This is a genomic window from Serratia sp. Ag1 (assembly GCF_000743355.1).
Lineage (GTDB): Bacteria > Pseudomonadota > Gammaproteobacteria > Enterobacterales > Enterobacteriaceae > Chania.
The window spans coordinates 20,025-43,396 of the sequence record NZ_JQEI01000033.1; the positions used below are offsets into that span (position 1 = coordinate 20,025).

22 protein-coding genes are annotated in these 23,372 nt (G+C 51.6%); 8 read left to right on the forward strand and 14 right to left on the reverse strand.

Going from position 1 to position 23,372, the window contains the following annotated elements; genetic code table 11:
• Nucleotides 1–9: 9 nt before the first annotated feature.
• On the forward strand, nucleotides 10–441 hold the full coding sequence (locus IV04_RS19180; protein ID WP_037396932.1) for a DUF6691 family protein: 432 nt from the start codon (nucleotides 10–12) through the stop codon (nucleotides 439–441).
• Nucleotides 442–468: 27 nt separating this feature from the next.
• Nucleotides 469–1,272 (forward strand): sulfite exporter TauE/SafE family protein, encoded by an 804-nt coding sequence (locus IV04_RS19185; RefSeq protein WP_037396930.1) that lies wholly within the window; start codon nucleotides 469–471, stop codon nucleotides 1,270–1,272.
• Between the two features lie 112 nt (nucleotides 1,273–1,384).
• On the opposite strand, the gene IV04_RS19190 is transcribed toward IV04_RS19185, so the two are convergent.
• The 4 genes from IV04_RS19190 to IV04_RS19205 all read right to left on the reverse strand — a co-directional run bounded on the left by IV04_RS19190 (nucleotide 1,385) and on the right by IV04_RS19205 (nucleotide 6,954).
• The gene (locus IV04_RS19190) at nucleotides 1,385–2,392 is read right to left on the reverse strand and encodes an AraC family transcriptional regulator (RefSeq protein ID WP_037396928.1); all 1,008 of its coding nucleotides are present in this window, start codon (nucleotides 2,390–2,392) and stop codon (nucleotides 1,385–1,387) included.
• Nucleotides 2,393–2,823: 431 nt separating this feature from the next.
• A complete protein-coding gene (locus tag IV04_RS19195) occupies nucleotides 2,824–3,249 on the reverse strand; it encodes a thioesterase family protein (RefSeq protein ID WP_037396926.1) in 426 nt (141 codons plus the stop codon).
• Between the two features lie 10 nt (nucleotides 3,250–3,259).
• Entirely contained in the window at nucleotides 3,260–4,747 is a 1,488-nt protein-coding gene (locus IV04_RS19200) for an indolepyruvate oxidoreductase subunit beta family protein (protein WP_037396923.1), read from the reverse strand.
• Between the two features lie 11 nt (nucleotides 4,748–4,758).
• Nucleotides 4,759–6,954: an indolepyruvate ferredoxin oxidoreductase subunit alpha gene (locus IV04_RS19205; protein ID WP_037396921.1), complete on the reverse strand. Its 2,196-nt coding sequence runs from the start codon at nucleotides 6,952–6,954 to the stop codon at nucleotides 4,759–4,761.
• Between the two features lie 523 nt (nucleotides 6,955–7,477).
• Between IV04_RS19205 and IV04_RS19210 the strand changes: the two genes are divergently transcribed.
• Nucleotides 7,478–8,257 carry a cyclase family protein gene (locus IV04_RS19210; protein WP_037396918.1) on the forward strand — a complete coding sequence of 260 codons (780 nt, stop codon included), beginning with the start codon at nucleotides 7,478–7,480 and terminating at the stop codon, nucleotides 8,255–8,257.
• 107 nt (nucleotides 8,258–8,364) lie between these two features.
• Here the strand turns inward: IV04_RS19210 and IV04_RS19215 are convergent, their stop codons facing one another.
• From IV04_RS19215 to IV04_RS19230, 4 genes are read right to left on the reverse strand one after another with little or no spacing between them, the layout of a single operon-like run.
• The gene (locus IV04_RS19215) at nucleotides 8,365–8,769 is read right to left on the reverse strand and encodes a RidA family protein (RefSeq protein WP_037396915.1); all 405 of its coding nucleotides are present in this window, start codon (nucleotides 8,767–8,769) and stop codon (nucleotides 8,365–8,367) included.
• A 34-nt stretch (nucleotides 8,770–8,803) separates the two neighbouring features.
• Nucleotides 8,804–9,295, reverse strand: coding sequence for a VOC family protein (locus IV04_RS19220; RefSeq protein ID WP_037396913.1), 492 nt, complete (start codon nucleotides 9,293–9,295; stop codon nucleotides 8,804–8,806).
• A 4-nt stretch (nucleotides 9,296–9,299) separates the two neighbouring features.
• Nucleotides 9,300–10,802, reverse strand: a complete 1,503-nt coding sequence (locus IV04_RS19225; protein WP_037396910.1) for a sodium:solute symporter — start codon at nucleotides 10,800–10,802, stop codon at nucleotides 9,300–9,302.
• The gene (locus tag IV04_RS19230) at nucleotides 10,799–11,089 is read right to left on the reverse strand and encodes a DUF3311 domain-containing protein (RefSeq protein WP_037396907.1); all 291 of its coding nucleotides are present in this window, start codon (nucleotides 11,087–11,089) and stop codon (nucleotides 10,799–10,801) included. The genes IV04_RS19225 and IV04_RS19230 overlap by 4 nt, the downstream gene beginning before the upstream one ends.
• A 246-nt stretch (nucleotides 11,090–11,335) precedes the next feature.
• On the opposite strand from IV04_RS19230, the gene IV04_RS19235 reads away from it, so the two are divergent.
• From IV04_RS19235 to IV04_RS19255, 5 genes are read left to right on the forward strand one after another with little or no spacing between them, the layout of a single operon-like run.
• On the forward strand, nucleotides 11,336–11,872 hold the full coding sequence (locus IV04_RS19235) for a helix-turn-helix domain-containing protein (RefSeq protein ID WP_037396905.1): 537 nt from the start codon (nucleotides 11,336–11,338) through the stop codon (nucleotides 11,870–11,872).
• A gap of 26 nt (nucleotides 11,873–11,898) precedes the next feature.
• Nucleotides 11,899–12,837: a dihydrodipicolinate synthase family protein gene (locus IV04_RS19240; protein WP_037396902.1), complete on the forward strand. Its 939-nt coding sequence runs from the start codon at nucleotides 11,899–11,901 to the stop codon at nucleotides 12,835–12,837.
• Nucleotides 12,834–14,030 carry an FAD-binding oxidoreductase gene (locus tag IV04_RS19245; RefSeq protein WP_037396899.1) on the forward strand — a complete coding sequence of 399 codons (1,197 nt, stop codon included), beginning with the start codon at nucleotides 12,834–12,836 and terminating at the stop codon, nucleotides 14,028–14,030. The genes IV04_RS19240 and IV04_RS19245 overlap by 4 nt, the downstream gene beginning before the upstream one ends.
• On the forward strand, nucleotides 14,023–14,316 hold the full coding sequence (locus IV04_RS19250; protein WP_072010926.1) for a (2Fe-2S)-binding protein: 294 nt from the start codon (nucleotides 14,023–14,025) through the stop codon (nucleotides 14,314–14,316). Before IV04_RS19245 ends, IV04_RS19250 begins: the two co-directional genes overlap by 8 nt.
• Nucleotides 14,306–15,787 (forward strand): FAD-dependent oxidoreductase, encoded by a 1,482-nt coding sequence (locus IV04_RS19255; RefSeq protein WP_051916867.1) that lies wholly within the window; start codon nucleotides 14,306–14,308, stop codon nucleotides 15,785–15,787. The genes IV04_RS19250 and IV04_RS19255 overlap by 11 nt, the downstream gene beginning before the upstream one ends.
• Before the next feature lie 198 nt (nucleotides 15,788–15,985).
• On the opposite strand, the gene IV04_RS19260 is transcribed toward IV04_RS19255, so the two are convergent.
• The 6 genes from IV04_RS19260 to IV04_RS19285 form a co-directional block, all read right to left on the reverse strand.
• The gene (locus IV04_RS19260) at nucleotides 15,986–16,555 is read right to left on the reverse strand and encodes a response regulator transcription factor (RefSeq protein ID WP_037441243.1); all 570 of its coding nucleotides are present in this window, start codon (nucleotides 16,553–16,555) and stop codon (nucleotides 15,986–15,988) included.
• Nucleotides 16,556–16,866: 311 nt separating this feature from the next.
• A complete protein-coding gene (locus IV04_RS19265) occupies nucleotides 16,867–17,595 on the reverse strand; it encodes a molecular chaperone (RefSeq protein WP_051916868.1) in 729 nt (242 codons plus the stop codon).
• A complete protein-coding gene (locus IV04_RS19270) occupies nucleotides 17,595–18,947 on the reverse strand; it encodes a fimbrial protein (RefSeq protein ID WP_051916869.1) in 1,353 nt (450 codons plus the stop codon). The genes IV04_RS19265 and IV04_RS19270 overlap by 1 nt, the downstream gene beginning before the upstream one ends.
• Nucleotides 18,948–18,973: 26 nt before the next feature.
• The gene (locus IV04_RS19275; RefSeq protein WP_037396892.1) at nucleotides 18,974–21,589 is read right to left on the reverse strand and encodes a fimbria/pilus outer membrane usher protein; all 2,616 of its coding nucleotides are present in this window, start codon (nucleotides 21,587–21,589) and stop codon (nucleotides 18,974–18,976) included.
• 56 nt (nucleotides 21,590–21,645) lie between these two features.
• Nucleotides 21,646–22,383: a molecular chaperone gene (locus IV04_RS19280; protein WP_037396890.1), complete on the reverse strand. Its 738-nt coding sequence runs from the start codon at nucleotides 22,381–22,383 to the stop codon at nucleotides 21,646–21,648.
• A gap of 55 nt (nucleotides 22,384–22,438) precedes the next feature.
• On the reverse strand, nucleotides 22,439–22,960 hold the full coding sequence (locus IV04_RS19285; protein ID WP_369794945.1) for a fimbrial protein: 522 nt from the start codon (nucleotides 22,958–22,960) through the stop codon (nucleotides 22,439–22,441).
• Between the last annotated feature and the right edge of the window lie 412 nt (nucleotides 22,961–23,372).

Genomic DNA, 23,372 nt, shown 5'->3' on the forward strand with positions numbered 1-23,372 from the left:
GGAGCACGTATGAATCTGTTTTTTTCGCTATTAGCTGGTGTGATATTTGGCCTCGGATTACTGATCAGCGGTATGGCGAACCCCGCCAAAGTCATTGGGTTTCTGGATATCACCCGTCTCTGGGATCCGTCCTTAGCGTTTGTCATGGGCGGCGCTATCAGCGTCGGTTTTTTCGCTTTTCGCTCGATGAAAAAACGCACGCAATCAGTTTGCGGTGGCGCAATACACCTGCCCAGCAACACAAAGATTGATAAACGTTTGATTGGTGGTGCCATTCTGTTTGGCCTCGGCTGGGGGTTGGCAGGAATCTGCCCTGGGCCTGCGCTAGTGTTACTCGGTGCCGGAGTAGGCAAAGGTATTGCCTTTGTAGCCGCGATGCTCGCGGGCATGCTGATTTTCGAACAGCTTGAAAAGGCCAGAAAAGAGCGTCAGGCCAAATAACGCTCATCTGTCACGCAAGGAAAGATCATGGTCATCTCGCTATTATTGGGCTTGTGCGTGGGTGCAGTACTGGGTATTACCGGAGCAGGCGGTGGCATTTTTGCCATTCCGGCCTTGGTGATGGGGATGGGATGGTCCCTGCAACAATCCGTGCCTGTTGCCTTGGTTGCCGTTGCTGGCAGCGCAGCCTTGGGGGCTTTTGAAGCCTGGCGCAAGAATCTGGTGCGCTACCGTGCGGCCTTCGTCATGACGCTGGCAGGGATGCCAATGGTGGCGGTCGGATCCTTTGTCGCCCATCGCACTTCTCCGGCGTTGCTGACCATACTGTTTGCCGGTGTGATGCTGGTTGTTGCCTGGCGGCTCCTACGTTCCCCTGCGATCACGATGACTCAAACATATCCGATAGCCTTGGATGAGCAGACTGGCCGCTTTATCTGGGTGTTAAATACCTGGTTATTATTCCTCGGGTTTGGCGCGATAACCGGCTTTATGACCGGGTTACTTGCCGTGGGCGGTGGTTTTATTCTCGTGCCTTTACTCAGGCAATTCTCCCCTTTGTCTATGCACAGTTGCATCGCCACATCGTTGCTGGTAGTCGCTCTGGTCAGCTCCAGCGGTATTGTCACGGCAATTATGCATGGGGCCACCCTACCTTTTCCCTTTACCCTATGGTTTGTTTTCAGCATGGTAACCGGGATGTTGATTGGCAGACGATTGAGCCACCATTTACCCGCAAGTTGGGTACAAAAAGGGTTCGCCGGGTTGTTGATCACTGTCGCCCTGGGGATGGCAATTCATTCAGCCAACACCATCATGACCTCTGCGCTATGATGGCGATTCTGAATACGCTTAATTGGCTACATTCGCTGTTACCCTTGATGAGGAATACGCGAGCAATGAGGCACTCAATCGCTTCTCTTTCCCAGCAAAACATGAAATTACCTTAAATGCGTTTCAGGCTTTGGCTGGGTGTTTCACCAAAGCGCGCTTTGTATTCCGCACTAAAACGCCCCATATGAGCAAATCCCCAGCGTAGCGCCACCCCGGTAACGCTGCTGGCTTCCCCCGAAAGCAGCTCTAAACGTACCCGTTCCATACGCACGTCCCGCAAATATTTCATTGGGCTGACATCCAGAAAGTCTTTAAAACCTGCATACAGGCTACGCATACTGACACCTGCGATCTGTGCCAGTTGTTCCATCACGATAGGTTCATGGGCATGGGCCTGCAAATATTCCTGTGCTTTGCGCACATGCTTGGGCCGGATCATGGAGCGGTTCTTGCTAAGGTGGTCTTTATAATTATGTTGATGTACGGAAAGCAATGTGACGGAAACCAATTGCTCAATTTGCGACACAATGAGCTTATGTTGCAGGATATCGGGATTCTTGCTGGCAGATTCCAGCAAGTAACTCATTAATGCGCGCCAGACTTGGCACTCTTGCCAGGCAAAACCCAGTTCAAAAACCAAAGGAGACTCGAACGCATGACCCAGTTGCCCTACCAAGGTTCGTTCTAACAAAGAGCGCGAAATCCGTACCAGAAACTGATCGTTGTCGGCAGCCCAGCGCATCTGGGTTGACTCTTCTGGACTGATCAAGGAGGCAAGCGCTGGTGTGGAATGCAGCGATCTCCCCCCACTGTCAATGATGGCGGTTCCTGTCAGTGGCATCTGCACCAGAAAAAAAGCCTCTAACTTGTCTGGCACGAGCGCAACCTCGGTTCCATAGCGTAAACGGCCAAGAGCGATATCCCCCATGGGGATATAATGCATTCTGGCATCAAATTTCGGCCCATTATCGAGTAACGTCATCTGACAAGGTTTCAGCACCCGCCCAACGATGGATTTCACTTCTTCAGGATCGCTTGAAGTAAACAATAAATGCTCTGGCGCACCCAGTTGATTTTCAATTTGCTGTCTTGGAGATTGGGACCACGATTTATTCCACATCACAGGTGCCTCCTATCAAATATGATGGATACGACGAGTCGTTCTTGAGGCACTGCCTGACTCTCGACGTATTCCCTCTTAGTCTCCATATTGACTTAGTCTCTTTCTTTTTTAAGAAAAATTAACTTTAAATTAACATTTCGAGCTAACCATCACTATCCGATTAATGATTTTTACTATCCAAATAATGCACAAAAGCGAAATACCTGATTGGGTAGACACTTCAGGGGGATATCTTCGTGTTTAACGGGTAGAACATGCAGACAGATGAGACGATAGGAGTGACGTTCGATGAGTTCTTGCAAAATTCGTTTTAGCATCTCGCTGTTTTGGCACCCAGTGGAGCCAGAATGCCTGCCCCAACAGGGCAGGCAAGTGGTTATCAACAAACTGTTTTGAGTTTGGGATAACCCGATCTCTTTCCAAATGGATTAGGCTCTCAGATGATTGCCTGTTAAGGCGTGGTATAACTCATCGGGGATCGGGATGGCCCGGTGGGTATCCAACGAGGTGGTGACATAGGTTTGCGTCACCTGCATCCGCAATTCGCCCTCGTTGCTGATGCAGCGCTGTTTCAGTACGAGAGATTTTTGCCCAATGCGTTCAACCTGTAATTCCAGGTGTACATCGTCCCCCATGCGGCTGACGGCTTTAAACTCCGCATCAATGTGAACAGTAGGTATACCGTAACGTTGTTCGATAATGAAACCCGCGAAGCCCTGCGGAATGAGCTGATCAAACCAGGCCTCCAGTAAATTGTTAAACATGACAAAATATTGAGGGTAGAAAACGATACCCGCCGGATCGCACTCGGAAAAGTGGATTCGATGGGGTTGAGTAAATTTAAGCGGTTCCATCCTTCACTCCTTAAACCAGGGCCAGGCGCTGTTGACAGGCCCGTAATTGATCACCCTGTTCGTCAGCCAAAGCGGCTTCACGCAGGGCATGTAAACTCGCTGGTGCAAGCCGTGAGCCATAACGGTCGACGACATCCATCAAGGTCTGAAAATTACGCCATCCTCGAGCATGGGTATCGCTGTATCCTTTGACCAGGCGTTGGCATTGAACCACTTCCTGAGCCAACGCCGGGTTCATCGCCGCAGCTTTCGTCACCCGTTGCAACCAGGCTTCAATACGGGCCGTTTCACGCTGATGGCGCAAGGTACAGCGCCGCCCACGCCGCCAACTGGCCAAGAGATACAGCAACATGAACCCGTGAAAAGAGCTGGTTTTAATAACTCGCCCTTGGCGGGTTATTTTGCCAAGCAGGCGATTAAAACCATGTGGCCGCAGTAGCCAATGGCCCAGTTTCGCAGGCAGAGTTTCACAGATTTCCTCTACGCGGGGATGCATGAACTCATGAATCTCCAGCAACTGATTTTCTGCCACCCGCACTTCTTGGCGCACGCGCGCAAAGCGGCTGGCCCGAATCTTGAGAGAGGCAACGCGCATGATGTCCTCATAGGACATCCATAACGCTAAATGACGGGCGGTTTCCTGCAATAAGCGCGGATCCTCGAATCCTGCCTGCTGCTGCAATTGCTGCAAATGATCCAGATACGAGGCAGCATAGGCCAGATCCTGATAATCAATCAGGCGACGTACTCCCTCGGTGGCAAAATAGTGCACCGCAGGAGGGAGTTCGTGGGTTATACGCTCAAGCAACGCCGCTACTTGCTGATGTTTCGGAGCTGGATGCGGCAATGCAGGGCTGACGTCTGGCTCTTCCCCTTGCGCTCTTTCAGCCCCCAGCGTAAAAGCACGCAGACTGGGTTCGACACCAACACCGCCGCGCACGATGGTGGCTTCGAATTGCGCACGGTTAAAAGGCAAAGCTCCCGAGCCTGAGAGCGCCCCAAACAGCACGGCACTGATCACACTGCCGCTTTGCTGTGCGGCAGCAGCCATATCGAAGCGAATCACCCGCTGCGCCGCCTGATCTATCTGGCGAATCAAGGCATCGCTGCTGACTCGCCCATCCCCCAGCGCTGATTTTTCTGTGATGGAATAAACGCGGTGAGTTGACGTAATCAAGGTGGTGTTCTCTCTCGTCACGAGCCCCCGTTGTACGGCCCGGCCTGCTTCCATCAATTCGGAGGCGAGAACGATATCCACATCGCCAGGCATTGGCATCAGCGCCAGCACCGGGGCTGGTGTGGCTGGGTTATCTGCGCCGGGGAACAGCTCAACGTAATAGATAGTGGCCCCCGTCCGCTGCGCCACTCCAGGTACCGAAGTGGTTTGGGCAAAATAACCATTCTCTTCGCCAAGATTAACCAGCCAGTCGGCTAAGACCCCACCGCCCTCTCCCCCCATTGCCAGAATGGCAATTTTGATAGGTTGTAATGCAATCATCCGTCTTCCCCTTAAAAACTCAGCCGTGCGCGCTGCTGGCTATCACGACGCTGTAACCAACCAATCACCTTGTGGCGTAGCCAATGAGAACCGCGTTCCCAACGTGTTGGATGGGTAATAATCTGTGCCTTGAAGAAGGACGGGCAGAGTACGGCAGCATGAGAAACCTCTCCGCATAACCCGCACCCCACACAGCTCTCCAAGACCGTAGCCACCGGATCGGTGCGTAGTGGGTCAGGATTGGGGGCGATCGATAACGATGGGCAGCCGGATAAACGGATACAGGAATGATCGCCAGTACAGGTATCAGGATCAACACCGAAACGTTCGCGCAGGACACGCTTACCCGCTGCAATGGCGCTGCGGGTGTGCTTTTTCTCACGGCGCTGCTTATTCAGCATGCATTCACTTTGGGCAATCAAAACCTTTGGGCCAGCTTCCTGGGTGGTTAATGCCTCACGCAACGTCCTGACCATCGTTTTCAAATCGTAAGTATGTGTGATGGTTTTCACCCAATTCACACCCACCCCGCGCACGGCACGTTCAATTTCATGCCCGGTACTACGGGTGGGATTCAGCGCAGTAGAAGAGAGAATGTCTTGCCCACCGGTAGCGGCGGTATAGCGGTTATCGACGATGACCGTCAGATTATTGCTGCGGTTAAAAACGCTGTTGGCAATGCCGCTGGTTAAACCGTTGTGCCAGAAGCCGCCATCGCCCATCACCGAGATCGCCCGTTTATTGGCTTCGACATTGAGAGCTGCGGCTCCCGCTCCCCCTAAGCCATAACCCATGGTGGTGTTCCCCAGATTGAACGGCGGTAAAATAGAGAACAGATGGCAGCCGATATCCACACTGATATGGTGCGATCCCAGTTCACGCTCCACCAGTTTCATGGCAGTAAAGATCGGGCGCTCAGGGCAGCCGGTACAGAAACCTGGTGGGCGAGCCTGCACGGTTTCGGCTAAAGCCGGTGCTGCCGCCGCATTAATAAAATTATCAGGTTGTTGGGGATAGGAAGGGAGAGCCACGGTCGGGATCCGCACCATCCCAACAGCGGCATTGACCGGTGAGGTAATTTTACCGTAACGCTCCAGAAAGGAACGCAAGCCAGCAAGCACCGTAGCGGTGTTGTATTCACCAGCCATGGGTAACAGATCTTTACCGTGTAAGACGAGATCAAGCTGCTGTTGACGCAGAATATTCGCCACATTCTGCTCGACGAAATTTGGCTGGCCCTCTTCCAGCAGCAGGATAGCTTGCTTGTTGTGGCAGAACCGCTTGAATTCGTCCTCCACCAACGGGTAGGCCACGTTCATGACATACAGGGGAATTTTCGACTCACCGAACACATCCGCCAAACCAAGTTGGTTAAGGGCGCGGATCAACGTGTTGTAGCAACCGCCTTGCAGAACAATTCCGACATCATCCGCCTGTTCCGAGAAAAACTCGTTCAGGCCCCGTTGCTGAATAAATTGCACCGCCGCAGGCCAGCGATCTTCGATTTTTTCTTTTTCATGGCAAAAATTCGCGGGGGGCAAGACGATACGGCTGAGAGAGCGGGTTGGGTTCTCGAGCGCTTGTTTAACGGTAAATTCCGGTGCCCGATTATCCGCACAGACAAATTGCCCGTGCACATGACAAGAACGGATACGCATCTGGAGCATCACCGGGGTATTACTGGCCTCGGATAGTTCAAACCCATCTTTAACCGCTTGCACGATCGAAGGCAGATTCGGGCGCGGATCAAGCAACCAGATTTGTGATTTCATGGCAAAAGCGTGGCTCCGCTCTTGCATAATAGAGGAGCCTTCACCGTAGTCTTCACCAACGATGATCAAAGCCCCCCCTAGCACGCCCCCCGAGGCCAGGTTCGCTAAAGCATCGGAAGCCACGTTAGTGCCCACCGTAGCTTTAAACGTTACCGCGCCACGCAGAGGATAGTTTACCGAGGCCGCCAGAGTCGCAGCAGCTGTGGCCTCACTGGCACTATTTTCAAAACGGATACCATATTCAGAGAGAATATCCTGCGCATCGGCCAATACGTCCATCAAATGGGAAATAGGCGCTCCTTGATAGCCCGCAACATAAGAGACACCGGATTCCAACAGCGCCTTGGTCACTGCCAAGATCCCTTCACCACGAAAAAGTTGCCCTTCGCTCAGGCGTAATTTCTTTACTTCTTGAACAAACGAACGTTCAGCCATTTTAACCTCGTTATTAACAGCAGAAGGCTTTTACTTTTGTTAACCACTAGTATCTTTTTTGTTTATACGAGATCAATTCATGATTTATCATGTAATGCTATTTTATGCACTCGGTGGATAAGCACTGCAATGAATGGATAGAAACGGATAAAAGACAGGAATAACCTTTCATCATAATGAGGGGAATATCTCAAGCCAAAATAAACCCCTCATAAAAAATAACCCTTACGGGTGAAATAAAACATCAGCAGGCACTTTTTAAAATTCAGCAATTAGTGACTTCACGCCAGAGTCAACTATCAGCAGCATGCGGATAAATTCTGCGGATTTCGGCTGCCACATATTATCAAAACCAGGTAATGATACTTTGGGCGTAAGTAACTCAAGATATTATGAATGCGATTTATTAAGAGTAATCAACCTACTCTGACAAGGCTGATGAGTTAATTAAAAAGTTCATGAGTTTTATCACACGCCACCTTGGATACACCCCAAAAGTGAATAACGAAGAGGAAATCACACCATGAGTGAAATATTACGGGCAATGGCTGCAGCACTAACGCAAGAAAAAATAACAGTGATCGATTTAACTCAGACTTTAACCTCTTCATTTCCGGCTTTACAACTCCCCCCTGAGTTTGGGCAAGTGTGGTCATTTAAAATGGAGAGAATCTCTCACTATGACAAAAATGGCCCGGGATGGTACTGGAATAACTTCAGTTGCGGCGAACATACGGGAACTCACTTTGATGCCCCAATTCATTGGTTGAGCGGCAAAGATCAACCTGATAACAGCGTTGATACGATCCCGGTATCTCACTTTATTGCCCCTGCAGTCGTGCTCAACGCCAGCCAAGAAGTGGCAGAAAATCCTGACTGGCTCCTGACCGTCGATTTTTTACAGCAATGGGAGGCAGTACATGGCCACATCCCTGCCGGAGCCTGGGTATTGTTACGCACCGATTGGTCAAAGCGGGCACATGACCCGGTCAATTTTCTCAATATCAGAGAAGATGGGGCTCATACCCCTGGGCCTTCTCAGGCAGCCGTAGAGTGGCTGATTAATCAACGCGATATTAAAGGATTCGGGGTAGAAAGTATCAATACCGATGCCGGGCAATCCTATTCCTGGCCATTAGCTTACCCCTGCCATACCCTGATGCATGGGGCGAATAAATATGGCCTTCAGTGCTTGAAAAACCTGGATCAACTCCCTGCCACAGGTGCCATGCTCTTGGCTGCACCACTCAAAATAGAGGGGGGTTCTGGTAGCCCATTAAGAGTCTTAGCGCTGGTGGAATAACACATTTTTCACACGATAACGGCGTTCTTTGGGGTATTTCATTAGATGACTCAGAGGCATTTGTAGGCATCGCTGGCACCCACAAATGCCTCTGAGTTAACCCTTTCTTAACTCAAGCAGGCTGTTGCTTCTATCTCAATAAGAAACTCAGGCAGAGCGAGCGTCTGCACACCAATGAATGAGTTAGCTGCCGGTTCTGCGCCTTCATAAAACTCACTGATTTGTGCGCAAACAGCAGCCAGGTTCTGTGGAGAATGGTTAACGACATAGGTGCGTAGGCGTACCACATCGGCAGGCGTAGCGCCTGCCGCCCGGAGAACCTCTTTTAAGTTGGCCAGAGCTTGCCGGGTTTGCGCGATGAGATCTTGCCCTCCTACCAGTTCACCGTTGGCATTCCACGCCACTTGCCCTGACAGATGCAAGGTACGCCCTGGCTGTTGCTCGACTGCGTGAGAAAAACCAAACGGAACACTGGGGTACATCGTCTCGGGGTTGATAACACGTCTGTTCATCACTGTTCTCCATCAGTTATGTCGGCATCTATTCCTACCGGGGATGCTCAACAAGTTCAAAGATATTCTTCCAAGGATCCTGGAAGTAACAAAAGCGGCTACCGACCGTCGGACCAGAATCCATAGCTATACAATCCAGCATGGTACAGCCACGGGCCGCCAGAAAAGCGGTGGCTATTTCAAGATTATCCACTTCTAAACCCAGATGATGACTCCCTACCTGACCGCTACTCAACGGCTCCTGGTTGGCCCCAGGCTGAGGGGCATAATGAAACAGCTCAACCTTAAAACCACCGGGGAACTCAAGCATGGCCAAGCTGAAACGTGCCATCGCAATCCCTAAGTGCGCACTTGTCCAATCTCTGCCTGCCGCATCACGTGGCATATGTGTCGAGTCCAACGGGCCTATCTGATATAAAATTCTGGCACCGAAGATCTCAACATAGAAATCGATTACGGGCTCCAGTTTGGCGACAGTCCAGGAAACGTGTTCTACCTTACGAATATTAAGGAGTGGTGCATTCATCGGCTCAGCTCCTATTAAGGTACGGCGAGGCTGGCTTCAGGGGCGATAGCAAACCAAGTGCCACATGTTTTTCCGGCGGCGCTTTAGTCAACAGACTGACGGCAATAACGACAAGCGCATTGGCAGCCATCGCAATCAAGCCAGGTTCCCAACTTGGTAAGGTGCTGGCTAGATAATCGCTCGACGCGGGCAGTAACAAGATCATAAACCCGACCATTACCCCGCACCCAACGCCTACCGCTGATGCCCGTTTCCACAGGAAACCAAGGAAAACACCGGGTGCCAACATCCCGATAGCTGAGTAAGCGCTCAGGAGAATAGAAACCAGTGAACCTTTCTGTGTCAGGGTGATAGTAACGGCAATTGCCGCAAAGACCACCAGGCTGATACGCGAGAGATGTAATGACAGTTTTTCACTCATCTGCGGTTTAAACGGCGCGACGATATTGCGGCTAAAGATCGAACCGGCGGTCAGCAATAATACGGCCCCCGGTACCAGAGCCAACAAGAACCCCGTCCCAGCCAACAGGCCAATCACCCATTGTGGATATTTATCTGTCACAAATTGCAGCAGGACGGCGTTCATATTACCGCCCGGTGGCTGAGTGCCTGCAACGAGTGCGGCAAATCCAAGCAGGATAATGACCCCGAATGCCAGAGAGTAAATGGGTTGCCAAATGGCATTACGACGAATGGAAGTGGCGCTGTTGGCGGAATAGGAAACCTGGAATAGATGAGGAAATACCCAGTTACCCAAGGCAATATTCATTGCCGATGTCATCAGCCAGATATGGGTCGTTGGCGAAGCCAGATCCCGCCCAGGAAGTTGCCCGATCCCCGGATGAGTTGCTTCCGCTTTCGTGAAAATGTCGAGCAAAGAACTGGCACCGGCAGCTTCTGCTGCCGACCAGGCCAAGATGACCACCAACACGACCATCAGAATATCTTTGACGGCTGCGGCGAAAGCCGCAGAACGCAGCCCGGCAAACAACACAAAGGCCACCATCAAACCACCGGCCACCATCGTTGAGACGGTATTGGAAAGCGCGCCATCGAAGGTTAAAGAAACAATTAAACCCAGGCTGATTAACTGAATCTGGACGTAAACAATCAAAGCACCGATGCCAACCACCCCCGTTGTCACACCCAACCAGCGTGAGTTATAGCGCTGGGTAAAGAAATCAGCCTGGGTAATGAGGTTGCGCAAGCGCCCTGCTTGCCAAATTTTGGGCATTAGCCAGTAACCAATCGCATAGGACAACGAGACTGAACAAAAAGCGAGATAAGCGGGAGCCCCCAGTGCCCAGGCGTAACCGGCAATACCAAAAACAGCAAAGGTTGTGTAGATTTCGCCCGCATTCACAAACCAGAACAGCAAGCTGCCGAGACTCCGGCCCCCAACCGCCCAATCAGCCAAGTTACGTTTGCGCGCCTGTCGGACACGCCCAAAAATAATCGAGCCAACGACAGCCACGATTAAAATAATGCTTATAATCAATAGCTTCATAATGGTTTCTCGAGTTTTGCATGGATCTGTGCCTGCAGGAATGCCAGTTCTTCACGTTCAACGCCGACATGGCGATCTAAATGAAAAATGACGGCGAAGATGATGCTGGAAAAGATCACCCCCAGCATTTGCCAGACCAGCGGGAATGGCAGACCAAGCGGGGTATAATGAATGGCGTTGGCCCACGGCACGGCCGCGACTTGCCATAAAAACGGCAGGCAGAGCATCCAAAGATGCGGGCGTTTGATTTTACGATAGTGTATAGAGTGCAGGGTAGGTTTGGTCATAATCCAATATCCTTATAGTTTTTATTTGTGCACTTATAGCGCACAAAATAAAAGCTATGACCAAGCGTTCAAACTGTCAAACATTTCCTTAACAAATCAAACAAACAGGTAAATAAGCTGTTTTTATTGTAAATTTAAGGCTTAAATTTCGACATGCCCATTTTTTATCGAATACCAAAGATTTGACCCATTTGATTTACGTGCAGTCATAGTGTACAAAATATCTATCGTTTGGAGAAACTGAACGTGCTAGGAAAACGTCTGAAAGAGTTACGCATGTCGCGTGGGCTATCGCTGCGGGCTTTAGCCGCCACGACCGGGTTGTCGGCAACCTTGTTGAGCCAGATTGAAAGGGAAGTCACTGAACCCAGCCTGACTACCCTGCGCAGGCTCAGTAATGTGTTCGGCGAATCAATGTCAGCGCTTTTCGCCGATCCCAGCGCGCCAAGCGTTTGGATCAGCCGCCCAGGTGAACGCACTACGCTGATGGGGCCTAAGGGGGGTGTGAGCTATGAACGCCTGACCCAAGGGAACGGGCAAATGGAAGTGCTGCGGGCGGTTTTTCAGCCAGGGCAGTTTTCATCTGAGCAACCATTGCGGCACCCGGCGCTTGAAAGCGTCTATGTGCTGCGTGGCACGCTCAGCGTAATGATTGGTGATCTCCATTACGTGGTCAACGCGGGTGAAAATATAGCATTCGACGCTAACGCAGCACATCGCTACATAAACGAAGGGCAAGAGGCTGTAGAGATCCTGATGTCGATCACGCCACCTGTTCCTTGATGATTTTAGGCCATTAAAGGTGTCAGATGAACAGAAACGATATCGACTGGTACGGCTATATTCCGGCCATCACTACCCCTTTCACCCGTGCAGGCGACCTGGATTTAACGGGTCTGGCGGGCCAACTCGAATGGTATGTTCAGCAACGCATGCACGGTGTGGTCTTGGCGGGAACCTCGGGAGAATGGTTTAGCCTGAGCGAATCGGAACGGGCCCAGTTGTTCAGTGAGTCTGCACGGGTTATCGACAGACGCATGACGGTGATCGGCGGTTGCAACGCGTTTACCGCCGCAGAGGCTATCCGCCATGCCCATGCCGCCGAACGTGCAGGGCTGGACGGAATTCTGTTGACACCTCCGCCCTACATGGTTCCTAACGCCAACGAATTGATCCAGTTTTATCAGGATGTCTCTGATGCTACCGACATCCCATTGTGCATCTACAACTGGCCACGTGGGTGTGTGGTTGATATGAATATCGACCTGTTGGATCGTTTGGCCGATATCAATAATGTCGTCGCCATCAAAAACTCAACGCCAGATTTTGCGGCCTTTCTTGACGGGCTTTATCGGCTCTCTGACAAGGTACGTTACTTTAATGTGCCCACCACCAAACTGGGTGCCGACCTGGTCGAAATGGGCCATGGTGACGGCTTGATGGGGGCTGGCGGTGTACTGGGAAGCGATCACCCTGATTTCTGGAATCTGCTACGCAGCGGTGATAAAGCACGAGCGATTGAGTTAGGTGAACGTGATCGTGTGATCATGCGTGCCTGGTTCAACAAGGATTTTGCCGGTAATTTTGGCAGCGCTCAGGCGATCCTGAAAACGGCTTTGCGTTTACGTGGGGTGCCAGCAGGCTTTGTGCGCCGACCCTTGTTAGAACTGAATGCGGCTGAAGTGGCGTCAGTTGCCGCCACGCTGACAAGTTTGGGTATTGAAATCGTTAACCCAACCGCTCAATGAATACCCCACGGTTCGAAGCACAAGCCCCACTGGATTGCCTGGTGATCGGCGGTGGGTTGCTGGGAAGTGCCGTTGCCTATTACCTGGCAAAAGCAGGGGCCACCGTGCGTTTGGTCGAACGTAGCCAACTGAACAGTGCTGCATCAAGCCAGAACGCAGGCAGCCTGCATTTTCAGCTTGAATACCGCATGATCGAAAATGGTATCGCAGCCGCCAATAAAGCCGCGGAAGCCATGCCGCTGCACCTGGATGCGCAAAACGCCTGGGCTGGGCTTGAAACTGAGCTTGGGATGCCGGTCGGCGTTGTACAGCACGGCGGGTTGATGGTGGCTGAGACGCCCCAGCAACTTGCCGTTCTGGAACGGAAAATCGCCCTCGAACAGGCCAATGGTCTGGATGTTGAAATGCTGGATGCCGCGCAAGTGCAGCGTCGTGCGCCTTATCTCAGTGAGCAGATCCTGGGAGCCGCATTTTGTGCGCAAGAAGGCAAGGCAGATCCACGCCGTTGTGTGCTGGCTTATGCTGCGTCAGCGGCTCGCCTTGGTGCCCGTATCGACAGCGGTCTTGGCGTTGTGGCATTAAACTATGAGTCAGGTGCCTGGCGGGTGCAATTCAGCGATGGCAGTGAATGCCAGGCCAGCACACTGGCAATTACCGCAGGTGCCTGGTCAGGAAGAGTGGCTGCCATGGCCGGTATCAGCCTGCCTGTAAGCCCCGTTGCGCTGACCATGACCACCACCATGCGTACCCAACCATTAATAACGCATCTGATTCAACATGCTGGCCGACGCCTTTCACTCAAGCAAACGGGTGATGGCCAGATTCTGATTGGCGGTGGCTGGCCTGCGCGCTTGCATCACCATCAGGGAGTGCATGACCTTGAACGTCGGCCTGAACTTTTAATGCCTTCGTTAACGGGCAATATGAGTGCCGCACTGGCCGTCGTTCCAGAGCTGAAAAGGGTTTCTATCCTACGTGTCTGGACCGGCACCACTGCGCTGGTTGCCGACCAACTGCCGCTCTTGGGTGAAGTGCCTAAGAGCCGTGGCCTGTTCATTGCCACAGGCGGCTCGGCGTTTACCCTGGGCCCCACCTATGCCCGACTGCTGGCTGAACGCATCCTTGGCCAGCCTGCAACACTAGACATTACGCCTTTTGATCCTCGTCGTTTTGGGAGCCTTACCCTTGCCTGATTCCAAACGTCTTGAACCGGTGGCCAATTTGCGCCCCAATCCAATAAAAATACTCGTGAATGGTCATGAGACCTGGTGTTATCCCGGTGAGACCGTCGCTACCGCCTTGCTGAGTACCGGGATTCGCGGCTTTCGACGGAGCGTGCTCGGAACGCTGCGGGCACCGGTATGCAATATGGGTGTATGTTATGAATGCCTGGTGACTATCAACGGGCTGGAAACCCAGCGCAGTTGCATGACGCTGGTCAGCCCAGGGATGGTGGTAGAGGTGGCTGATGCAACCTGAAACGCGGAACTATGACCTCGTCATCGTCGGTGCCGGGCCTGCCGGATTAACGGCTGCCCTGCAGGCTGATAAAGCGGGATTGCATGTGGCAGTGGTCGATGAACAAGCCGCATCCGGAGGGCAAATTTTCCGCCAACCTCCCGCAACGTTCAAGGCTCCTTTGAGCAGTGCCTTTACCAGCTACCCGTTTGGCAAGGAATTGCTTGAGCAAGCGCGTAGCAACACCCGTATTCAGTGGTATTACTCGAGTATCGCCTGGGGCGTTTTTCACCCGGTTAAAGGGGGCGTGCAACTGGCTATTTTCCAGCAAGAACAAACATACCTGCTTGAAGGCCGCAAGTTACTCATCGCCACGGGTGCCTACGATTTGCCAGTCGCCCTCCCCGGCTGGACTCTACCCGGTGTGATGAGCGCGGGTGGAGTTCAGACACTGTTGAAAAGCCAGTTTTTGTGTTCTGCTCAACGCTATGTACTCGCAGGTTCCCATCCCTTGCTGCTGTTACTGGCTGAGCAACTCCTTGATGCCGGTGTACAAATCCAAGAGATCGCCATTGCCCGGCCACGGCCACAACTGCGCGAAATCCTGGCGGGCTGGCGCGCACTCCCTGATCATTGGCGACTGTTCTTTCAACTTACAGGCATTTTCTTCAAGCTGTGGCACAAACGTGTACCGTTGCGTTTTTCGACTCTTCTCACCCGGGTTGAAGGTAAGGACCGCGTTGAACGCGTGACCTTAACTGATGTTGACTCTTGCTGGGCACCTATTCCTGATACCGAACGCAGCCTTAAGGTTGATGGCGTGGCCATCGGTTACGGTCTTTTGGCCAGCACCGAACTTGCTCGTCAGGCAGGATGTCAGGTCAACTGGCAGCCCGAGCGAGGAGGTTGGGTGGTTAAGCATGATGAAGAAATGCGCACGTCGATGGAGCATATTTATGTGGCAGGAGAGCCTGCGGGTGTCTCGGGGGCTGAAGTGGCTCACTGCCAAGGCCAGTTGGCGGCTCTGTCTATTATTGCCTTGCTCAAATCTGATGCAGCCACTGAGGTAGTTGCTGCTCGTCGAGCGCTGAGACGGGCACAGCCTTTTGCCGATACCGTTGCGGCTTTTTTTGCACCGCGTCTGGACGCGCTTGCCAGGCTGGCCACCAACGAGACCTTAATTTGCCGATGTGAAGATGTAACCGCTGGGCAAGTCAGCGAGTTTCTCCAGGCTCATCCCCACGTAACTTCCATCAACAGCGTAAAGCTGGCCTGTCGTAGTGGTATGGGGCCGTGCCAAGGTCGTTATTGCCAACACACGGTGGCACACCTTGTAGCTGCAGAGCGCGACATCGCTGTTAATCAAACGGGGATCTATACTGCCCAAGCACCGATAAAACCTATTCCACTAACGAGCCTGGTGAGCAACCAACCAGAGAGTCCACTGCCAACGGATAAGAACCAGAACATGATAATGAGACAAAAACCTTAATTAAATCTGGGAACGTCACCAAGATGCGTTGCTCGTATCAACAAATGGCACCAAGCCCCCATCTGCAGATGGGGAACAAGGTTGCCACTCATTCAATATAGAAGCCACTTTACTTCCCCAACGTTAAATATGACAAGATACTTAATAAACATTCCAATAAAAAATCAAGTTTTACCCACTCGTATTTAACCTGCGCTCTTAACGATTTTCCGTTCCCGAGTTAAGCCCGCCCTCTAATAACCATTTATACAGTTCATTAGTATTTCTGAGCCCCAGTTTTCGCATCGCCACACGTTTATGGGCGCTGACAGTCTTGACGCTAATATTCAGCCAGCCAGCTATTTGTAAAGGCGTCAACTCCTTGGCAATGCCTTGCAATACTTCCTGTTCTCTTGGGCTGATTTTTATATCACCTTGTGCAAAAAGTAAATTATCCGCAGTTACCGTATTAAACAGTTCATTCAACAAGTACACCACCGTTTCGGGCTTTTCATTGCGGCTGATTTCCCTATATTGATACAGGTTGCGCCGCCCAAAAATGTGCCTGACAATAGAGATATTCTGCCGATCAGGCCTATTCTGTTTACCGACAAACTCACCGCCGATTACCAGGTCAATAACGCTCAAATCAACAACATTTGAACCTGCAACGGGAATAAAGGCAACTGTCATATCTTTAGCTTGAAAATAGCCAGTTAAAAGATACTTTACCCCCTGCAAAAGGAACAAGTCACTATCCCATAGGGCAATAAAAATACGTGAATTCATTCTATTTCCAGGCCCTTTATTCCTGACGATTCAGAAACATCACAGTTCTGAGTGTCAGAGGTAACAGGAATTGCACCGTCGCTTTAAAATAAGCGTTATTACTTAATCGATCAGTCATTACTTAATATCCTTTTCAATTTATCTATCCATACATATTGATTAATTGCCTATACCCCCCTTTGAGGTACATCAGCGACCAGCATACTCGCCGCTCTAATATTGGCCCCTACACAAGCGTGGCGTCTTCCAGAGAGAAACAGCAGCGGCTTACTCTATTAGGACGAAAAATATTAACAACAAACCACAAAAAATTAGGGCTTCAGAGGTTGTTCACCTTTAACGCCATTACCATCATCATTAATCAGGCTATAGCTCACCCTATTGGGTTGCCAGTTAGCTGCATCGGCGATATCCAGCATTTTGGTGGCAAAGGGCGCCAACATACCAATATCAAGCTGGCGTGAGCGATCACCGCCGGTAACGTTGGCCGCACTGAACGTGGCGTAATAAGGCGACGTATTTTCGACTTTGAGTTTCAGTACGCCAGGCTGGCGGTATACACTGAATCGTTGCTGTTCTGTCAGTTTATCAACATCTGGCTTCAGATTTTTTGGCCGATAAAACATCTTCAATTGCAAACGCACCGCCACTTTCACCGCTGAAACGCCAGGCGGCAAGTTGGCGTCGGTGGGGGGTATCTCATAAATATTCAGCCAATACAAAGATTCACGATCCTGTGGCTGCTTTATCTGGGTAGCCAACAGCCGCAGGTTTTTCTTTTCCCCTGCCTCCAGCCGGAAAAGCCCCGGCAGAGGCAACACCGGCACATCTCCCGCCGTTTCAGGGGTTCCGTCCGGTGAGCCATCGTCAATCCAGGTCTGCACAATCACCGGATAAGGGTTATCGTTCGACAGCAGCAGTGAAAGTTCGCGATCGGCAGCAGAAAACACCACGCGTGATGATTCAATCATCACGCCTGCCTGTGCCCAACTGCTGAAAAATAACCCGCCAGCCAGATATAGCCCAATTAACTTTCGCATCATTGCACCTGGATAATGACCTGCGCGGTAGCGATCACTTTCCCTGCGGTGACCGTTTTGCCCGGCAGGGCTTTCAGCGTCGCATTCAGGGTCTTGGTATAGGTCGAAACACCGCCAACAGCTCCCCCTGCAGTGGCATCGTCCAATACCGGGTACCAGCCTGCAGTATTCCCCCCCAATACCGAGCCATTCAAGGTGCTGAGCAGATTCAAAATGGTGCCGTTCGGGCGTGAAATCTGAATACCCACACCGGTGGCAACGTTAGGATCCGTACCATAACCGTCTGACAACAGATAGCTGACCCCTGAACCGGCAGTACCAAACCCGGCAGAGACTGCCGCTGCCGCATTGGCTGGATTGACCAGGATCCCCATTGCCGTTTGGTTTGCCCCGATACCACTGACGAGCTTATCCGTGAGGTTGCTATTGGCCGGAGCCCCCGTCTGGCAGCCAAACCGAATGGTAATCGGCCGTTGGCGTGTTACGCCAGCTTTCAACTCTGCTACCGTGATCGTCGGGAAAAGCACCGTCGGTGTAACGTTAGTGACCGAACAGGTAGCCGCACGGCGAATGTAGATACGGTTATACAAATTCACAGCACCGGGCCAGTAGTCATAAAAACCGTTCCAATTGCTATTGTGGTCTGCTCCAATATACAAACCTTTTGAAAAGCTTCCCCCTTGGAAAGCGATATAGGCAGAGGGTTGGCTCTTTGAATAAATACCTGTTTTGGCATCTCCCCCTTTGGAATTACTGAGGCGGAATAATTCCACTTTGGTATTGCTGAAGTCCTTGGCTTTGACCAGGAACCACCCCTGAGAGTCGGTATCCAGGTTGGTCAAGGGGCGGGCTTTCCAGTAACGGGAGTAATATTCACCGGTAGTCAGGTTGGTAGCACGCAACGCCATACCTGTAGTCCAAGTCTGGTAAGACTCCGGCAGCCCATAGGCAGAACCAACCTCTTGCTTGCCGCCATAGTCGTAATCACCATTGGTGGAATAAAATTCCATCATCTTTCCGGCTTCACTGGGGGTACAACGAAACAGGATCTGGTCAGGATTATACGTCTCCAGGCCAGACTCCAGAAAGTTGACAATCCCACTGGCAATCAAGGTGCCATCCGGCTGAAAGGTACTGTTGTTGACATTGACCACCGTTGGCAACGTCCCCGTGGATCCGGAGGGATCGGTCGAACCAGTCCATTTCGCAGCGGTCCCTTTCCCCGCTTCGGTATAGGTATTACTTGTAGGGCTGTTATCATACTTTACAATTTTGTAACACTCGGCCCACGCTGGCACAGCCAGTGTCATCCCCGTCCACGCCAGTAGCGTGGCAATAAAATGCTTGCTCATACTTGTCTCCTGTTTAACACAGCGCATCAGTTGCGGGTGCAGGGTAACTCGAGGCGGTACAGGGATTGCCCCACGTCCTGGCCGCGTAAATCGTAATTCAGCGTGCACTGCTCGCTGGCGCCTTCTCCCCACTTTACTCGCAATGTGCCTTGTTTGCCGGATGCTCGGGCATAAATCTGATTACCCTGGCCGACCAGGCCAACCACGGCGTTATTGCTGTCATACACGTTGCTGCCCAGTGGCAAACCGCTACTTTCTGCACCCAACAGTTTGATCAGCAAGGCATAGCCTTCCAGCGTTTTGAAGCGGACTTTAACGACCGAACCGGCATAGGGCGCTACGCGCTGCTGGTTTTCGGTCAGCTCGACGCTGGCGTTCTCAATACCTTTGGCATCCAGGCTGATGTCGTTGTAACGATAAGGCACCAGTGAAGGTACGATGGCATAGCCGAAGTGGTTGATCCTGGCCCCCATCCCGTTAATCACTTCTGCCCCTTTCACCCCATCCGCTTCAACCAGGGCAAAGGTATCCCCCAGATACGGGCCAAGCGTCACCCCATCACTGTGCAAGACGGCGGCTCCGCGCACGTTGGCCCCACCCTGGGTATAATTCTTGCCCTGAGAGAAACTGCCACCGACGGTGGTCATCGACATCTGTTGGGTCAGGTTGGTACCAAAACTGGCCCCCGAACCGCCGGAGTCGAAAGCGCCATTGACGGCATAGCTCAGACGCTGATCTTCCCCAAGCGTCCCCGCCAATGAGGTCTGATAGCTGGTATTGCCATTGTCCCCCGTCGAATGGCTCACGTTGGAAGAGAGGATCGGCGAACGTGAACCGGCCCCCAGCGGAATGGACACCGAGAACATGGCAATATTTTGCGTGTTGCCGCTGGAAACCTCATCAGCCGACTGGACGCCGTACCGGGTACTGCCCGTTTGCTGGCGGGCAAGCGACAGGTTATAGCTGATGCTGTTATAGCTGTGCGAATAGGCCATCTGATACTGGGTATCTCGCCCGCGTCCACCACGGTAACTGCTGGTTGAACCGGAGAAATAAAGCTGGCCGTATTCCCCCAGGCTTTGGCTGACCGTCGCCACAAACTGGTTGCTCTGCTGATACGTGCTGGATGACCAGACTTTATTGTTGTCATAGGCATTGCGTAACCCCAGGACATCGCTCAGATCACGATAGCCCTGTGTGGAATAACGGTACCCGGCCAGCGACAGCGTGGTGGACGTTGGGGTAAAGGTACGGCTGTAAGTAGCCCCCAGACGCCAACCATCCAGCGTGTCCCCCCAAAGATTAGCCCGTGAATACACCGCATTGATGCCTACCGCCCCCCACTGATTGGCGAGCACGGCACCGCCGAGCAACGACTGATAACCGTCAGATACCCGGATCCCCGAGTTGGTGGTGATAGCATTGGTCAAACCGGCCTGATAAACCATATCGGCAAAGGTCGCATTGCTGTTACCAATGTTACGGACCTGCCCGGCAGCCAGGCTCAGGTTCGAATGCCCCGGCCGCACCGAGTCTGGAACGGCAGAGAACGGCACGGTAAAGGACGATACGCGGCCATCGGCCTCTTGCACTTCCACCACCAGGTCACCCTGGAAACTGGTGGGATACAGGTCATCAATAACGAACGGGCCGGGGGCAACGGTGGTCTGATAAATCTGCACACCCGACTGGCGCACGCTGACTTTAGCCGTGGTCGAGGCCACGCCACGAATGGTCGGCGCATAGCCGCGTTGTGATTCGGGCAGCATACGATCGTCGGTTTCAAACAAAACGCCACGGAACCCCATACTGCTGAACAGGCTACCGGGGGTAAAACTTTCCCCCAGCGTCACCTGGCTCCTGAGCGATGGCAGCGGACGCTGTACATAGGTGCGTATCGAGTTCCATTTGCTGTTGCTCGGGTTCCCGTCACTGGTATAACGGGTATAACTCGACTGTTGACGAAATTGCCACAGACCGAGGTTGATACCCGAGTTCAGGCCCAGATAGGTCGAATCTGCGGTATTGCCCGACGCTCGGGTCCGATAGTAGTTAGTGTCGTAGTTGGTAAACGCCACGGTTTCCCCTGCGGAGAGATCGCTGACCGGTACGGCCCCGCGCGCTTCGCGCTTCATCAGCAACTGTGGCACAGAAAGATCGAGGCGCAGGCGTGCAAAATCAAAACGGCTGGAGGCTCCATCCACCTGCTGTTCCAGACTGGAACAATGGACTGACGAGTCGCTTTTCGTTTTTATTGCGCTAGGTAAAATGCCTGCCTCCAGCAGCATCTCTGGTGACAGACAGGCGGAGACACGGCCCTGCTCCCCCGCAGCGAACTGCAGGGACTTTCGGGTAAAGAAATCACCGTTGACGAAGACGTCAACCTGATAAGTGCCGGGCTCAATGGCGTTCGCCTGATTAAAGCGTGCAATGCTTTTTTGTTCTTTACCACTACCCACCAGCATGCTGTCATCAAATTCAAATTGAGAATTGTCCGTTGCAGCGAAAGCCTGTGGCATCAACATCCCCAGCAAGAGTGCCAGCGGCTTAAGCCGGGCCCCATTAACAGGCGAACGGTTCAACCTCATCTTTCCGTGGCGAATATCGGCATAGCCTGTGGAAATGGTTATTTTTGCGTGCATGACTTCAGTCCCTTAAACACGATATCCTGGGTATTCAAAAATGGAATAGGGTTCGCTCAGTTCAGACCGGCTTCCAAGCTGGTATGACCACCATAATCATTGATCAAGGTAAATTTAATTTTCTGAGCACCAGCCGGAGAATGAATATTATTTTCTAATGCCCAATTAGCCTGGGATTTGGGTGCCACCATATCAGCCTTGAACGGCACGCTTTTATTCCCTATAATTACTGTGGCTTTAATAAAAGAAGCATAATAGCCAGAATCATTACGTGCGGTTAATACCCATTTCCCTGCCTGCTGCTTCAGTGAAAAATGAAGTTGTTCGGCGATTTTTTCTGGACTACCGACGATAGTTTTAGGGCGATAAAAAATCTTGAGCCGGTTACGCAGTACCACCAGCATCTGGTTATCGCTATCGCTGGCCATATTCTTCGGTGGGATCTGCACACTGTTTAAATAAAATACCGATTCGCGATCCTGTGGCAGATTTTTACCGGTAAACACCAGACGTACCGCTTGACCCGTTTTGGGTTCAATACGGAACAAAGCAGGTATCACCACAAAGGGTCCATCAGCACTCTCAGGAGTAGAAGAGGGATTATTTATGTCTGACCACATCTGCATCACATAAGGGATACTGTCGTTATTAGTGAGCTGTACCGTCTGTGATTGTGCCTCCGCAGGGTAAATGATCCGGGTATTGAGCATCACAACGCTGGCAGCCAGAGGGGGAGATAACAAAAAAAGGAATGCAGAGAACGCAACAAATGCGGCCCCAGAATATTTGAACATCACCGGAATTATCCTCTCGGAGTGCCCCTTCCACCGCAGTGGAAGGGGCCAATGATTACTGGTAAGACACGGCGTACTGTACGCTACCCAGCACAGAACCTGGGGTCGCAGCGCCTTCAGAATAATATTCCACAGCGAAGTCATGTGCTGCTGAGGTGGCGTTCGCGGCCAGAGACAGACCTGCGTTCCCAATCTGACCCGTCAGATCCAGAGGGTTAGCAGATGTGGCAGGGTCAACCAACTGCAGAGACACGTTACCGGCAGTACCGGTGTTACCCATGCGACCGCCAGCGGTGAGGTTATTACCAACAAAAACAGTGTTAATTGCCGTGGTAGTGGCAGAGGCCGTACAACCATTCAAGCTGATGGTGAACGGTGTTTGCCCAGCAGTTGCACCAGCAGTTGCCAAAGTTGCGGTTGACACGGTTGGCAGCAGAATCAGCGGTGTTGAGGCGTTACCGTTAATGCTGACATTACATGTCTGATCGGCCACTTCGCCCTGGAATTTAATGGTGTTATCGGCCAGAGCCGCTGTAGACAAAACCAAACCAGCAGCAACAAATGCAATTTTATTCATTTTCATGTTAAACATCTTCCTTATATTAGCTATTGACGAAATATTGACTTCGTCTTTTCCTGTATTGACAACGAGTTACTACACTACTTTCTATTAACCTGATCTCATGGCGAATTCATGTCTTCCCAAAGAGGACAGGATTAATTTTTTCACTTACAAAAGAATGTGGTGAATTTACTTTTCTTGACTGAAATTGAAATAAGAATACTAACCTTTCAATCTGCAAGCGGATTTTATGAAGGTACTGCTAAATAGGTTACTTTCCATGTTAAACCGCTTCCTTGGGTTAGCTTTAGACGAAAAATTTCCGTCACATCCTTTAATGACAACAGGTCAATATGACAATCATTACTTTCAACACCGTAATGCATGGCCTAATTATAGCCCTAAAAAAAATCTAAGATCAATCTTG